The following is a 13,690-nucleotide window of genomic DNA, read 5'->3' as shown; positions in this document are numbered from 1 at the left end:
AACACCGTTGTCTCTGCACAGGGGGAGCCATGCGTCGTCTGTTCGCCGGTCTCGCGACCGGCACCTTCCTGCTCGCCGCCGCGGCCTGTGGCTCGTCCGACGACTCCGGTTCGTCCGGCGGGAGTTCGTCGTCCGGCGGGGTCACGACCGTCAAACTGGGCCTCATCCCGATCGTGGACGTCGCGCCCGTCTACCTCGGCGTGAAAAAGGGGTTCTACGAGAAGCACGGCCTGAAGCTGTCCATCACCACCGCGCAGGGCGGCGCGGCGATCGTGCCCGGAGTCGTCAGCGGGCAGTTCCAGTTCGGCTTCAGCAACATGACGTCACTGATGGTGGCCCAGTCCAACAGCGTTCCCGCGAAGGCCGTTTCGAACGGCATCGCCTCAACGGGCGTCCAGGGCAAGGACTTCGGGGCGATCACCGTGAAGAAGGGCAGCCCCATCAAGTCCGCGAAGGACCTGGAGGGCAAGAAGGTCGCCATCAACACCCTGAAGAACATCAACGAGACCGCCGTGCGTGAATCGGTGCGCAAGGCGGGCGGCGACCCGGACAAGGTGAAGTTCGTCGAGCTCGCCTTCGACCAGATGCCGGCCGCCCTGGACAGCGGGCAGATCGACGCCGCGATGGTGGTCGAGCCGGCGCTCGCGACCGTGAAGAGCCAGGGCGGGGTGGAGATCGCCTCACCGCTGGTGGACGTGGCGCCGAACCTCACCGTCGCCATGTACTTCACGTCGACGCAGTACGAGCAGAAGAACCCGGACGTGGTGAAGAAGTTCCAGGAGGCCACGGCGGAGTCCCTCGCCTACGCCGACTCCCATCCCGAGGAGGTCCGGCAGATCGTCACCACCTACACCAAGATCCCGGCGTCGGTGCTGGCGCAGGTCACCCTGCCCAAGTGGCCCGCCGAGGCGAACCGCTCGTCCATCGAGGCGCTGGAGAAGCTGGGCGAGCAGGACAAGCTCTTCAAGACGACCCCGGACCTGGACAAGCTGCTGCCGTGAGGGGCGGGAACGTCGTACTCGGTGCGGCGGGGCTCGCGGCCTTCCTCGCCCTGGGCGAGGCGGTGCCGCGGCTCGGCCTGGTCAAGGAGGCCTACTTCCCGCCCACGAGCCGTGTCGCCGGCGCCCTCGGCGAGGAACTGGCCGACCCCGCGTTCTGGACGGCGCTCGGCGACACCCTCACCGGCTGGGCACTGGGCCTGGCGATCGCGGTCGGCGCCGGCGTCGTGGCGGGAGTCGTCGTCTCGGTGGTGCCGTATCTGCGGGAGGCGACGGCCTCCACGATCGAGTTCCTGCGCCCGATCCCGTCCGTCGCCCTGATCCCGCTGGCGGTCCTGCTCTACGGCACCGAACTCCGCTCGGTCCTCCTGCTCGTGGTCTACGCCGCCTTCTGGCAGGTCCTCATCCAGGTCCTGTACGGCATCCGGGACGTCGACCCGGTCGCCGAGGAGACCGCCCGCTCCTACGGCCTGGGCGGCTGGGCCCGGGTCCGGCATGTGCTGTGGCCGACCGCGCTGCCCTATGTCATGACCGGTGTGCGGCTCGCCGCCGCCGTCGCGCTGATCCTCGCCGTCACCGCCGAACTCGTCATCGGCGCACCGGGGTTGGGCGCGCGGATCGCCGTCGCGCAGACCTCGCAGGCGGTGCCCGGGATGTACGCGCTGATCGTCGTGACCGGTGTCCTCGGGCTGCTGATCAACGTGGGCGCGCGGACCGTCGAGCGGCGGGCGCTGGCCTGGCACCAGTCGGTGCGCGGAGAGGCGGCGGTGTGAGACGGCTGCTGCTGCGGCTGCTGTTCGCGGGGGCGCTGCCGGCCGTGCTGGTCACGGTGTGGTGGCTGGCCTCCGACGGCAGCACCGACGTCTACCGGCCGCCTCTGCGTACGATCCTCGAGGCGTTCCCGGACGTGTGGACCGGTGAGCGGCTGCGCTCGGACGTACGGCCGAGCGTGCTGCGGCTCGCGGGCGGCTACGCCACGGCGGCCGTGGCCGGGATCGCGCTGGGCACGGTCATCGGGTCGTACCGGCGGGTGCGGGAGGTGTGCGAGCCGGTCCTGGAGTTCCTGCGGGCGGTGCCACCGCCGGTCCTGGTTCCGGTGATCATGCTGTTCGCGGGCATCGGCGACACCATGAAGGTCCTCGTCATCGCGAGCGGCTGTGTGTGGCCGGTGCTGCTCAACACGGTCGAGGGCGTACGAGCGGTGGACCCGGTGATGGCGGAGACGGCCCGGTCGTACGGCATCACGGGCGTCGCGCGGCTCAGAAGCGTGGTCCTGAGATCCGCGAGTCCGCAGATCTTCGCGGGCCTGCGCCAGGCACTCTCCATCGGGATCATCCTGATGGTGATCAGCGAGATGTTCGCCGCGAGCAACGGGCTCGGCTTCACCATCGTGCAGTTCCAACGGGGCTTCGCCATCCCCGACATGTGGACCGGGATCCTGCTGCTCGGTCTGCTGGGCTTCGTGCTGTCGGTCCTCTTCCAGGTGGTCGAGCGGCGGGTGCTCGGCTGGTACCACGGTCTGCGCGCATCCACCCGGCGGTCCCCGTGACCCTCGTGAAAGGGCGGTCCATGCTCGACGTACGCGGCCTGAAGAAGGTCTACGAGGGATCCGGGCGCCGGGTGGAGGCGGTGCGCGACCTGACCTTCACCGTCGGGGCGGGCGAACTCGTCTGTCTCGTGGGCCCGTCGGGCTGCGGCAAGACGACCCTGCTGAAGTGCGTGGGCGGGCTGCTGGCGCCGACCTCCGGTGAGGTGCTGCTCGAGGGACGCAGGGTGACGGGCCCGCCGCCCGGGACGGCGTTCGTGTTCCAGGAGTACGGGCGCAGCCTCTTCCCGTGGATGCGGGTCGGAGCGAACGTCGAACTCCCCTTGAAGCAGAAGGGGTTGTCCAAGCCGCGCCGGAGGGAGCAGGTGGCCGACGCCCTGGAGTCGGTCGGGCTCGCGGACGCCGCCGGGGCGTATCCGTGGCAGCTGTCCGGCGGTATGCAGCAGCGGGTCGCGATCGCCCGGGCGCTCGCCTACGAACCCCGGGTCCTGCTGATGGACGAGCCGTTCGCCGCCGTGGACGCCCAGACCCGCGCCGATCTGGAGGATCTGGTCCGGGGCCTGTGGCGCGAGCGCGCCATCACGATCCTGTTCGTCACCCACGACATCGACGAGGCGGTCTATCTGGGCGAGCGGGTGGTCGTCCTGTCCGCCTCCCCCACCGTCGTCCAGGAGCAGCTGAAGGTCGATCTCCCGGCCGACCGCGACCAGTTGCACACCCGGGTCGCCCCGCGCTTCGCCGAGCTGCGCACCCATGTGTACGAGCAGATCCAGGCGGCGAAACGCGGCTCGCCCCGGGAGGGGAAGCCCGGCACCCCGCAGGACGGGAAGCCCGGCGCGGCGCGGGGCGGGAAGCCTGTCGTGGCACGGGACGCCCTGCGGAAGGACTCCTAGGTGCTCGCCCGACCAGGGCGCCGTCGGCGACCTGAACGCCGACGGTGCCCGGTCAGGCCCGGGGGGCGGGGACCACGCTGAGGTGGCTCGCGCCGCGCCGGATGGTACGGGTTCTGCGGGGCGGGGGCGCCGGGCGGGGCTCACGCAGCACCATCGTCAGCCGCGTGTACCCCATGTCCCGCAGGGTCCGGGGGGTCTCGCCGACGATACGGCACTCGGTGGTGCCCCGGCGCGGGTCGGGGTGGTACAGGGGGCGGACCGCCCCGTCGTGCTCCACGGCACCCTCGCCGACCACGCGGATCCAGTGCGGCAGGCCCTGCCGGTACGCGGCCTCCATGATCGGGTCCTGGGCGATCTCGCGCCGGATCGCCTGCAGACCGGCGTCGTGCCCGTGGCGCTCCACGGCCGCCGCGAAACAGGCGAGCATCGGCAGGCACCAGCTGGCCTCGTGGTCACCGAGGACCGAGGCCGCGTCCGGATGGAAGAGGACGAACCGGAGGAAGTTGTCGCCGGGCTGAGCCGTCGGGTGCGGTCCGACGCCCCGGAAAAGTGACGCGAAAGCGGTGTTGGCCAGGACCACGTCCCAGCGGTGGTCGAGCACGACGGACGGGAAGGGGACCGCCTCCAAGTAGCCGGCGTAGTCCTGGAGATACGCCCGGGCCTCGGGACTCTCGGGGACGGGCCGCGGTGCGGACCGCTGCCCTCCTGCCTGAAACGCCATCGGGAGGTCACCCCTCTTGCCTGTGCCGCCTTCACGCGGCGCCCCGATCCTGCTGCCCGCATACATGAGGTGTCAACTATCGTGGCATTCGGCGCTCGTTGACGGCTGAAATTGGCCACAGTTGTGGCGAGCCCTGGATGTGAGTTCGAAAGACCGGCTAGTCTCCACGCAGTTCACGGCGATCGCCTGTGCCGGTGAGAGGGACGTGAGAGACGTAGGAGACCTGTCGGTGTCGGATGGCTTCGAGGTTCCGGGCGCCACGGCGACGGTGCTGCTGTCGGCCGTCGTCGCCCGTGTCGCCCAGCTCGCCGACCGGCTCGGTGTGCCCCACGCGGAGGTCTTCGACACCGCGCGGCTGTCCGTCGCCTGCGGTGTCCCGGAGTCCGTGGTCAAGGCCCTGCTGAGCGGCCGGCCGGCGGGCGAGCCGGACGTCCAGGCCCGGTTCCTGCAGCGCCTGGACCTGCTGCGCCGCACCCGGCTGAAGCCGAACGGCCGCAAGTACACCCAGCAGGAGATCGCCGACGGCGCCGGCATGTCGCGGCAGCAGGCGGGCGCCCTCATCAACGGCGACCGCCGCCCCACGATGGAACACTGCGACGCTCTCCAGCGGTTCTTCCGGGTCCACGCCGGCTTCCTCACGGCGGAGGACCCCGAGGCGCTCGCGGGCGCGCTCCAGCACACCGAGCAGGAGCTGCTGCAGAAACTCGCCGCACGGGAGGCGGCCGCTGCCGCCGAGGACCCGCTGGAACGGCTGCTGCAGGACCACGGCGTGCGCGGGATCGCCTGGCGGGCGGCACAGCTGCCCACCGACCAGCACCGGGACAAGGTCGCCGAGTGGCTGGACATGCTCCTGGAGAGCGTGAAGCGGCCCGAGTCGTGATCCGGGGGAGAACAGTGGGCATCGCCAGGGAAATGCGCCGCCTGTGCGGCGAACTCGTCTCCGAACTGACCCTGCCGGCCCCCGCCGCGCCGGCCGAGCTGTACACCGCCCTGTGCGACGGGATGAGCAGACGCCGGGGCCGGCCCGTCCACTTCCGCACGGCGGCCTTCCCGACCGACACGGCGAGCGGACTGTGGCTCGACATGGCCGACCAGGACCTCGTCGTCATCGAGGAACGCACCGCGCCCGACCATCAGTTGGTGATCCTCGGGCACGAGCTGTGGCACATGAACGCGGGCCACTGCGGTCACCACGTCGAGGGCGCCTCGGTCGCCGCCCGTTTACTCAACGACGGGGCCGACCTCCAGGCGACGGTCCGCAAGGTCGCCGCACGCACCCGCTTCGACCTGTCCGACGAGAAGGAGGCCGAGAGCTTCGGCCTGCTCCTGGCCAGCAAGTGCCGTACCTGGCTGGCGAGTTCGTGCCCGCGCGGCCACGGCCGCGACCACCTCGCGGGCCGCATCGGGGCCTCGCTCGGATACCTGGGCCCACAGGGCTGACCCGGGCCGCAGGGCCGACGCCGACCGCAGGGCGGATGCTGACCTCATGGCTGCCCCGGGATGCCGGTACGACGGTCAGGTCGCACTGCGCCGGCTCACCTCCCGCAGATCCCGTGCGGCCTTTCCGGGCAGGCCCGGCTGCACCGCCGGACGGCCCTCCCGCAGGAGTGCGCGCCAGTGGTCGCGGCTCCAGTCGGCCGGGGCCGTGGTACGCGTGAACTCCTCGACCAGCGCGCGGAACCGGGCGGGGTCGCTGTGGAACGGGAAGTGTCCGGCTCCCTCGAAGATCTCCAGGCGGCTGCCCGGCATCGCCTCGTGCGCGCCGTACGCGTGCCGGACCGGCACCACGCTGTCCCGGTCGCCCCACAGCAGCATGGTGGGCATCCCGGCGGTCAGATAGCAGCGGTCGAGCATGGTCACCACCTGCCCGCGCCAGTCGACGACCGCGCGCAGGGTGCGGATGAACGCGTTGCGCGAGGTCTCGTCGGGCAGCGCGTCGACGAGGTTGAGCAAGTCGGGTGCGTCCTGGCCCAGATCGGTGTCCAGGAGCCTCATCAGCCTGACGGCGAGGCCCACCTGGAGCCGCATGCCGGGCAACCGGAGCGCGGACAGCGCGAGATGGGCACCGGGCAGGGAGACGAGCCGCAGGGCGGGGGTCACCTCGCGGCCGACTCCGCCGGCGCTGACCAGGATGAGCCGTTCGGTGCGCTCGGGGAACTGGTAGGCGAACTGCATCGCCACTCCCCCGCCGAGCGAATGCCCCACCAGGGTCGCCGACTCGACGCCGAGCGTGGTCAGCAGATCGCGCAGCCCGTTGGCGTACGCGGCCACCGAGTAGTCGGCGCGGGGCTTGTCGGAGGCGCCGTGCCCGAGGAGGTCGGGCGCGATGACGGTGTGGGTGCGGGCGAGGCCGGGAATCAGCTCGGCCCAGGTGGCCGAGGAGTCCCCGATGCCGTGGATCAGGACCAGGGCCGGACCCTGACCGGCCATGCGGAAGGCACGCCGGTAGCCGTGCACGACCCGGTACTGCGGTGCCGGCTCGGGGGCGCCCACCGGGCGCAGTCGTGCGGCGCGCGCCGGGCGCCGCTTCGGAACGTCGACCACGCGCCCTCCTCCCGTGTCCTGGAGCCCTCGGCAGTTGGCCGTAAGCGCTTCCTCCCAGCGTAGAGGCCCTTTTCCCCAGGGCATTTCGGGGAGGTTTCGCCTCCGCTAAGCGGGCGAACCGGCGGGCGGCTGGGCCGGATTGTCAGTGGTGGGCGGCAAGCTGGGAGGTGCGCCGTCGTGGGGCGGCGTACGCGCCGACCGGGCGCGTGGGAGACGACGCCGACACGGGGAGAGCCGACCGATGCCCACTGCCGTACTGACCGATCGCGAGCGCACCGCCGTCCAGGCATATCTGCGCCTGCTGCACACCGTACGGGCCGCCTTCGGAGAGGAGTTCGGCGACGAGGGCGACGCCTGCGGCCCGCCGCACGACCGGCTGCCTCCGATGGTCCCGCCCACCGTGCTGGCCGAGGCGGAGCGGGCCTTGTCGGAGGCGGGGCTCACGGGCAACGAGGAGGAGTTCTTCCGGCTGCTGCACAGCTGGTGCCCGGCACCGTGAGCGGGCGCCGGGTACCGGGGCGGGGGTGAGGCGGGGCGGGGGGTAGGGGGCAGGACGCGGCCAATGGCGTGGGTCGCCACCGGCTCCGGGTCCCCGTGGCCTGCCTCAGGCGCTGTGGACGGCGATCGCCGTGGCCACCAGCCCCCGGCGGACGGTCCAGCTGCCCTCGAAGTGCCCGATCCGGTGGCCGCCGACCACCGGTCCGGGCACCAGGAGGCGCGCGTGGAAGGTGCCGCGCGCCTGCCCGGGGTGCCCTGCCGAGACGTCGATGTCGGCCTCGCTGAAGTCCAGCCACTTACGGGTGAGAGGGAACCACGCCTTGTAGACGGACTCCTTCGCACTGAACAGCAACCGGTCCCAGTGCACCTCGGGCCGGTCCGCGCCCAGGCGGCGCAGCCGCTGCTGCTCGACGGGCAGGCCGACCGCGGACAGCACTCCCTCCGGCAGCGGCTGGTGGGGCTCGGCGTCGATGCCGACGGAGGCCAGGTCGGCGGCGCGGACCAGGGCCGCGGCACCGTAGCCGTCGCAGTGCGTCATGCTGCCGGTCAGACCGTCCGGCCACCGCGGGGCGCCGCGCTCCCCGGGCAGCACGGGCTGCGGGGGCACCCCGAGCTTCTCCATCGCGCGGCGGGCGCAGGAGCGTACGACCGTGAACTCGCGGCGGCGTTTCGCGACCGAGCGGGCCATCAGCGCCTCCTCCTCGGGGTACAGCGGCGCGTCCCCGAACTCCCGCACGCCCTCCTCCCCGAAGGCCTCGACGACCACCACGGACTCCGGCAGCAGCTCCTCGATCACCGGGTTCCCCCCTCCGCCCGCGGTTCCTTCCCCGTCCCGGTCTCCTCCGGCGTCTTCGGCGCGCTCTCCCGCTCCGGCCCCGGCCCCGGCTCCGGCCCCGCGGGAAGGATGCGGCGGAGCCGGCCCGGCGGCTGCGTACGCTTGCGCCACTCGCGGGGGTAGCCCACCGACACCTCCTCGAAGCGGACGCCCTCGTGCCAGGTGGTGCGCGGGATGTGCAGATGGCCGTAGACCATGGCCGCGACGCGGAAGCGGTGGTGCCAGTCCGCGGTCAGCTCCGTGCCGCACCACATGGCGAACTCGGGGTGCCACAGTACGTCCATCGGGTGACGGTGCAGCGGGTAGTGGTTGACGGGGACGACGGGCAGGTCGTCCGGGAGTTCGGCGAGTCTGCGTTCGGTCTCGGCGACACGCGCACGGCACCAGGCCTCGCGGGTCGGGTAGGGGTCGGGGTGCAGCAGATACTCGTCGTTGCAGACGATGCCGGTCCCCTCCGCGTACGCGAGCCCCTCCGCCTTGGTCGTGCATCCGGCCGGCAGGAAGGAGTAGTCGTACAAGAGGAACAGCGGTGCAACGGCCACCGGGCCGCCCGGGCCCTCCCACACCGGATAGGGGTCCTCGGGGGTGATCACGCCCAGGTCGCGGCAGAGGCCGACGAGGTGCTCGTAGCGGGCGACGCCGCGCAGGGCGACGGGGTCGGAGGGGTGGGTCCACAGTTCGTGGTTGCCGGGGGCCCAGACCACCTTGCGGAAGCGGCCTGCGAGGGTCTTCAGCGCCCAGCGGATGTCGGCCACGTTCTCCGAGACGTCCCCGGCCACCAGCAGCCAGTCGTCGTCCGTCTCCGGCACCATGCGCTCGACCAGGGCGCGGTTCTCGGGGTAGCCGATGTGCAGGTCGCTGATGGCCAGCAGCTGTCCGGCTCCACCGGCCGTCGACGTCACCTCGCGTCCCTCCGTTCACCCACCCGCGAAGGTCACCACGACAACACATTCGCGCCCTCGGGACAAGGCCACACCCGGTCGCCGACCGCGATCGTGCGGTTACCGGCGGGTCAGGTCATTACCCGAGCTCTCGACATTCGTGAACAAGATCAGAAAATCCGTAACACGCGCGTTGCACGCGGCACCCCTGGGACCCCGTATGATCGCCCCAACACCACCGCCATGAATGCCCCTTCAGCAGGGCGGTTTGGTGACCCTCCATTCCCCCTGCCCGGGCACGGGCCTGCTTTGCCCTGCCCGCGAACCGTGAAAGGCGGCCTCGCATGGTCTCTCGCGTACGCGTCTGGCTCAACCGCACGTACGCGGAGAACGTGTTCTTCATGGATCAGCTGCGGCGAAATCCGAGCGATCGCGCGGTCGAGATCCATGCGACGCACGGCGACGCGGACTCGCCCGTGCTGGCCGCCGCCGACACCGCCGACCTGGAGCCCGAGGGCCTGTCCCCCGCCGCCTACGTCGAGTACGCGCTGGACCAGTGCCAGCGCCGCGGCATCGACGTGTTCGTACCCCGGATGGAGCAGGCGGCGATCGTGGCGCACCGCGCCGACTTCGAGGCGATCGGCACGGCCCTGCTGGCGCCGACGCCCGAGGCCGTGGCCGTGTTCGAGGACAAGGTGATCGCCTACGAGGCGGTCCAGGCGATCGGCGTGCCCGTGCCGCCGTGGCACCGGGTCCGCAGTGCCGACGAACTCGTCGCCGCCGTCGAGGAGTTGGAGGACGCCGGGCACAGGGCGTGCTTCAAGCCGGCGTCCGGCGCGGGCGGGGTGGGTTTCCGCGTGATCACGCGTTCGCCCTTCTCGCTCATGCACCTCAGCGGCTTCCCGACCCCGTACGTCCAGCTGGATCTGGTCGTCGAGGCGCTCGAGCAGGCCGACGAGACCGTGGACTGGCTCGTGATGCCCCGTCTGGAGCAGCCGGAGGTGTCGGTGGACTGCCTCACCGGGCCCGACAACCATCTGCGGATGGCCATCGGCCGCACCAAGAACGGCCGTCGGCGCGGTTTCACCCTGCACGAGCAGTGGCTGGAGCCGGCCCGGCGCATCGCCGAGGGGTTCGGGCTGCACTACCTGTCCAACATCCAGTTCCGGATGTTCGGCGACCGGCCCGTGTTGATGGACGTCAACACCCGTCCGGCCGGCGGACTGCACCAGCTGTCCCTGTGCGGGGTCAACGCCCCCTGGGCCGCTGTGCAGTTGGCGCTCGGCGAGGACCCGGGCGAGGTCGTGCCGCCGTTCCTCGGGCAGGACTACACGGTGGTGTCGGGGCCGCGGCCGCTGCGCGCCGTGTCGCTGCCGCACCAGCGGATCGAGGACACCGCCGAGCCGCTGCTGCCGGCCGTGCCCGCGCAGGCCGACTCCGTGGAGACGGCGGCGCCCGCGGCGGCCGCGGCGCAGGCACTGCCGCTGTAGGCGGCGGGCGGGTGCGGGTCCGCCACGGCGGCCCGCACCGTTTCCCGCGCCCCCTCGCACGGATCACCTCACCGGTATGGACCAATTCCGTCCCTCTCCTTGACAGGCGGATTGGTCCATACCAACTTTGTTGCGCACCCTCTTGCACCTCCTGCACTCCCGAGCACCCCCATACCTTCAGGGAGACCGCGTGCGCACGACACCCCACAGACGCCCCTGGCGTCGAGTTCTCGCCCTGATGGGCTCCGCGGCCCTCGCGCTCGCCGGGGCCATCGCCCTCCCCGCCACCGCCCAGGCAGCCAACGTCCTCACCAACCCCGGCTTCGAGTCCGGGACGCTGTCGCCCTGGTCCTGCACCGGCAATCTCGGTTCGGTCGTCTCCTCGCCCGTGCACGGCGGCTCCAAGTCCCTGGCCGGGGCCGTGAGTTCGAGCGACAACGCCCGATGCAGCCAGACCGTCTCCGTCCAGCCGAACACGGCGTACACGCTGAGCGGCTGGGTGCGGGGCAGCTACGTCTACCTCGGCGTCGACGGCGGCGCCTCCACCTGGACGTCGTCGACCTCGGCGTACAGCCCGCTGTCGGTGTCCTTCACCACCGGCGCCTCCCAGACCAGCGCGACCATCTATGTGCACGGCTGGTACGCCCAGGGCACCTACTACGCCGACGACATCAGTCTGGACGGGCCGGGCGGCGGGGGCGGCGGCTCGGACACCCAGGCGCCGAGCGCGCCGTCCGGACTGACCTCCACCGGCAAGACCTCCTCCAGCGTGTCGCTGTCCTGGAACGCGTCGACGGACAACGTCGGGGTCACCGCGTACGACATCTACCGCGGATCCACCCAGGTACTGAGCGTCGCCGGCACCTCGGCCACCGTCAGCGGGCTGTCGCCCAGCACCGGATACACCTTCTCGGTGAAGGCGCGCGACGCCGCCGGGAACGTCTCCGCCTCCTCCAACCCGGTGTCCGTGACGACGAACGCGGGCAGCGGCGGGACGACGTTCAAACAGGCCGCGCCCTATCTGTACGAGGGCTGGGGCGATCCTCCGAACGTGTCCACGGTGATGAGCTCGACCGGTGTCAAGTGGTTCACGATGGCGTTCATGCTGGACGGAGGCGGCTGCAACCCGATGTGGGACAGCACCCGGCCGCTGACGGGCGGGGTCGACCAGACCGTCATCAACCAGGTCCGCTCGGCGGGCGGTGACATCGTGCCGTCGTTCGGCGGCTGGCAGGGCAGCAAGCTCGGCGCCAACTGCTCCTCCGCCGGTGCGCTCGCGGGCGCGCTGCAGAAGGTCGTCGACGCCTACTCGCTGAAGGCGATCGACATGGACATCGAGAACACGGACGAGTTCGAGAACGAGGCCGTGCAGGCGCGGATCCTCACCGCGCTGAAGACGGTGAAGGCCGCCAACCCCGGCCTGAAGACCATCGTCACCTTCGGGACGTCCACCACCGGCCCGACGTACTACGGCAACCGGCTCATCGAGCAGGCCAAGTCGCTGGGCGCCGACATCGACGTCTTCACCATCATGCCGTTCGACTTCGGCGGCGGTTCGGACATGTACGGCAACACCGTGAACGCGACGGAGGGGTTGAAGGCCAAGCTGAAGTCCACGTTCGGCTGGGACGACGCCACCGCCTACGCCCACATCGGCATCTCCGGCATGAACGGCCTGTCCGACCAGCAGGAGAACACGACTCCGGCGATCTGGACGCAGATCCGCGACTGGGCCAACTCCCACCACATCGCGCGGCTCGCCTACTGGGCCGTCAACCGCGACCGGCCGTGCCCGGGCGGAGGCGTGGTGAGCAACTGCTCCGGCATCAGCCAGAGCACCTGGCAGTTCACCTCCATCACGGCCGGCTTCACCGGCTGAGTCCCCGGCGGGCCGGCGCCGCACCCCGCCCGGCCCGGCCGCGTCCGCCCGCGAAGTCCCCCGGATCCAGATCCGGGGGACTTTTTTTCACGGAGGGTGTATCAGGGCCCGGGGTGCGTGCTCTTAACGGTGTCACCGCGAGGGCCACCGGGGAGGAACGGGGGACGACGGGGGAGCACGGGGGACCCCGGTGGGCCCGCGGTGTGGCACAGGGATCCACGAGGTTCCCAGGGGGAAGCACCACGGGGAAGCACCACAGGGTCAACGGGGGAGCCGGGGCCCGGAAGGAATCCCCGGGCACGGGGGATCGGGTCGGTCGGCCGCTGTCACGGGGAGCGGCCGACCGCTCGCCCCTGTCCACAACGCCCCGATGCCCCGGGTCACTCCGTGGGATAACCCCAGGCGCGGGCGATCTCGTCGAGGCGCGGCGGAAGCGAGAGGGAGAGGTCGGCGGTGCGGGCGCGCTGGATACGCCCCGACCTGATGGTGCTGGACCAGTCTCCCAGCTTCGGCCGGAAGGTGCCGTGCTCGCCCCGGCCGTACTCCAGCATGGCGGGCTCCCACGGCACCCCGAGGTACGCGCACAGCCCGCGGACCACGCGCTCCGGCTCGGCGGTGAGCTCCTCGTAGCGGACGACGTGCGCGTGAACGAGATTCTGCCGCGCCTCCTCCAGCTTCTCCGCGTAGCCGAGCACCTCGGCACGGACGGCCTCGTGGTCGGGATCCTTGCGGCGGCTGGTGAGGGAGGCGACCACCGCGGCGGGGTGGCGCAGCAGCAGGACGTACCGGGCGCCCGGCCAACACCGCTGCAACCGGCGCCAGATGAGGGTGTTCGGGGGCGTCTTGTCGACGATGACGTCCTTGCCGCTGCGGACGAGCTCCAGGTGCAGCACCCGGTCCCAGAGCATGTGCTCCAGCTCGGTGCGGTCGAGTGCGAGCGCCTGCATGGCCTCGGCGGTGAAGTCACGGCTGAGCCGCACGTGGAGGGTGCGCAGATGCATCTCGTGCGGGGCGCGGATCCGGCTGTGGCTGTTGAGGACGACCCTGAGCAGCGTCGACCCGGAGCGTACCGAGGAGAGCACGAACACCGGGGACTCCACCAGGCGGGGTGTCGGCGGCGCGGTGTACGAGGCCGCGGCGGACGGAGGCTCGCTGCGCGGTGAGGGCACGGCGTTCAGGGTGCGCCGCGGCGGGCTCACCGCCTCCCTCATCAGCCTTCCTCGCCGCTTCAGCCCCTTGCCTATCGCGGTCATGCGCGGATTGTTCACCGTGACACCTCTCTCTTGCTCGTGCGCCCGCATCCCAGGCGCCCCGGGCGAACTCCAGGTGTCGCGCGGACGACGCGCAGGGGCCACGAAATCCCGTACTCCGCCTCTGACCTGGCCTCTTACTCCTTTCTTGAAGG

Annotated in this window: 14 protein-coding genes; 9 read left to right on the top strand and 5 right to left on the bottom strand. The window is 71.4% G+C overall.

Features of this window, described 5'->3' with window-relative positions; translation table 11 throughout:
- Nucleotides 1–29 precede the first annotated feature (29 nt).
- Genes ACFY2L_RS08210 through ACFY2L_RS08195 form a run of 4 tightly spaced genes read left to right on the top strand, consistent with a single transcriptional unit; the run spans nucleotide 30 to nucleotide 3,437 of the window.
- Nucleotides 30–1,001 carry an ABC transporter substrate-binding protein gene (locus tag ACFY2L_RS08210; RefSeq protein WP_390658607.1) on the top strand — a complete coding sequence of 324 codons (972 nt, stop codon included), beginning with the start codon at nucleotides 30–32 and terminating at the stop codon, nucleotides 999–1,001.
- Complete coding sequence (locus ACFY2L_RS08205; RefSeq protein WP_390821831.1) at nucleotides 998–1,771, top strand: ABC transporter permease; 774 nt, start codon at nucleotides 998–1,000, stop codon at nucleotides 1,769–1,771. Before ACFY2L_RS08210 ends, ACFY2L_RS08205 begins: the two co-directional genes overlap by 4 nt.
- Nucleotides 1,768–2,547, top strand: coding sequence for an ABC transporter permease (locus ACFY2L_RS08200; protein ID WP_390821830.1), 780 nt, complete (start codon nucleotides 1,768–1,770; stop codon nucleotides 2,545–2,547). Before ACFY2L_RS08205 ends, ACFY2L_RS08200 begins: the two co-directional genes overlap by 4 nt.
- A gap of 20 nt (nucleotides 2,548–2,567) precedes the next feature.
- On the top strand, nucleotides 2,568–3,437 hold the full coding sequence (locus tag ACFY2L_RS08195; RefSeq protein ID WP_390821829.1) for an ABC transporter ATP-binding protein: 870 nt from the start codon (nucleotides 2,568–2,570) through the stop codon (nucleotides 3,435–3,437).
- A 52-nt stretch (nucleotides 3,438–3,489) separates the two neighbouring features.
- Here the strand turns inward: ACFY2L_RS08195 and ACFY2L_RS08190 are convergent, their stop codons facing one another.
- Nucleotides 3,490–4,158 (bottom strand): hypothetical protein, encoded by a 669-nt coding sequence (locus tag ACFY2L_RS08190; protein WP_390821828.1) that lies wholly within the window; start codon nucleotides 4,156–4,158, stop codon nucleotides 3,490–3,492.
- Nucleotides 4,159–4,387: 229 nt separating this feature from the next.
- Between ACFY2L_RS08190 and ACFY2L_RS08185 the strand changes: the two genes are divergently transcribed.
- Both ACFY2L_RS08185 and ACFY2L_RS08180 read left to right on the top strand, forming a co-directional pair.
- Nucleotides 4,388–5,038 (top strand): helix-turn-helix domain-containing protein, encoded by a 651-nt coding sequence (locus ACFY2L_RS08185; RefSeq protein ID WP_390658977.1) that lies wholly within the window; start codon nucleotides 4,388–4,390, stop codon nucleotides 5,036–5,038.
- Nucleotides 5,039–5,070: 32 nt separating this feature from the next.
- Nucleotides 5,071–5,598, top strand: coding sequence for a toxin-antitoxin system, toxin component (locus ACFY2L_RS08180; protein ID WP_390822394.1), 528 nt, complete (start codon nucleotides 5,071–5,073; stop codon nucleotides 5,596–5,598).
- Between the two features lie 75 nt (nucleotides 5,599–5,673).
- Here ACFY2L_RS08180 and ACFY2L_RS08175 read toward each other — a convergent pair whose 3' ends face one another.
- Nucleotides 5,674–6,702 (bottom strand): alpha/beta fold hydrolase, encoded by a 1,029-nt coding sequence (locus ACFY2L_RS08175; protein ID WP_390821827.1) that lies wholly within the window; start codon nucleotides 6,700–6,702, stop codon nucleotides 5,674–5,676.
- A 241-nt stretch (nucleotides 6,703–6,943) separates the two neighbouring features.
- Here ACFY2L_RS08175 and ACFY2L_RS08170 point away from each other — a divergent pair, with 241 nt between their 5' ends.
- A complete protein-coding gene (locus ACFY2L_RS08170; RefSeq protein WP_390821826.1) occupies nucleotides 6,944–7,201 on the top strand; it encodes a hypothetical protein in 258 nt (85 codons plus the stop codon).
- A gap of 105 nt (nucleotides 7,202–7,306) precedes the next feature.
- On the opposite strand, the gene ACFY2L_RS08165 is transcribed toward ACFY2L_RS08170, so the two are convergent.
- Both ACFY2L_RS08165 and ACFY2L_RS08160 read right to left on the bottom strand, forming a co-directional pair.
- Nucleotides 7,307–7,996 carry a 4'-phosphopantetheinyl transferase gene (locus tag ACFY2L_RS08165; RefSeq protein WP_390821825.1) on the bottom strand — a complete coding sequence of 230 codons (690 nt, stop codon included), beginning with the start codon at nucleotides 7,994–7,996 and terminating at the stop codon, nucleotides 7,307–7,309.
- Nucleotides 7,993–8,937 carry a metallophosphoesterase family protein gene (locus ACFY2L_RS08160; protein WP_390658615.1) on the bottom strand — a complete coding sequence of 315 codons (945 nt, stop codon included), beginning with the start codon at nucleotides 8,935–8,937 and terminating at the stop codon, nucleotides 7,993–7,995. The genes ACFY2L_RS08165 and ACFY2L_RS08160 overlap by 4 nt, the downstream gene beginning before the upstream one ends.
- 323 nt (nucleotides 8,938–9,260) lie before the next feature.
- Here ACFY2L_RS08160 and ACFY2L_RS08155 point away from each other — a divergent pair, with 323 nt between their 5' ends.
- Together ACFY2L_RS08155 and ACFY2L_RS08150 are read left to right on the top strand one after the other, a co-directional pair.
- Nucleotides 9,261–10,406, top strand: a complete 1,146-nt coding sequence (locus ACFY2L_RS08155; RefSeq protein WP_390821824.1) for an ATP-grasp domain-containing protein — start codon at nucleotides 9,261–9,263, stop codon at nucleotides 10,404–10,406.
- A gap of 238 nt (nucleotides 10,407–10,644) precedes the next feature.
- Nucleotides 10,645–12,285 (top strand): carbohydrate binding domain-containing protein, encoded by a 1,641-nt coding sequence (locus tag ACFY2L_RS08150; RefSeq protein ID WP_390822393.1) that lies wholly within the window; start codon nucleotides 10,645–10,647, stop codon nucleotides 12,283–12,285.
- Nucleotides 12,286–12,665: 380 nt separating this feature from the next.
- Here the strand turns inward: ACFY2L_RS08150 and ACFY2L_RS08145 are convergent, their stop codons facing one another.
- Nucleotides 12,666–13,538, bottom strand: a complete 873-nt coding sequence (locus ACFY2L_RS08145) for a sulfotransferase family protein (protein ID WP_390658617.1) — start codon at nucleotides 13,536–13,538, stop codon at nucleotides 12,666–12,668.
- Nucleotides 13,539–13,690: the final 152 nt, after the last annotated feature.

It is taken from the genome of Streptomyces sp. NPDC001381, assembly GCF_042895685.1.
GTDB lineage: Bacteria > Actinomycetota > Actinomycetes > Streptomycetales > Streptomycetaceae > Streptomyces.
Note: the sequence above shows the minus strand (reverse complement) of the source record. Positions and strands in the feature narration are given on the sequence as shown.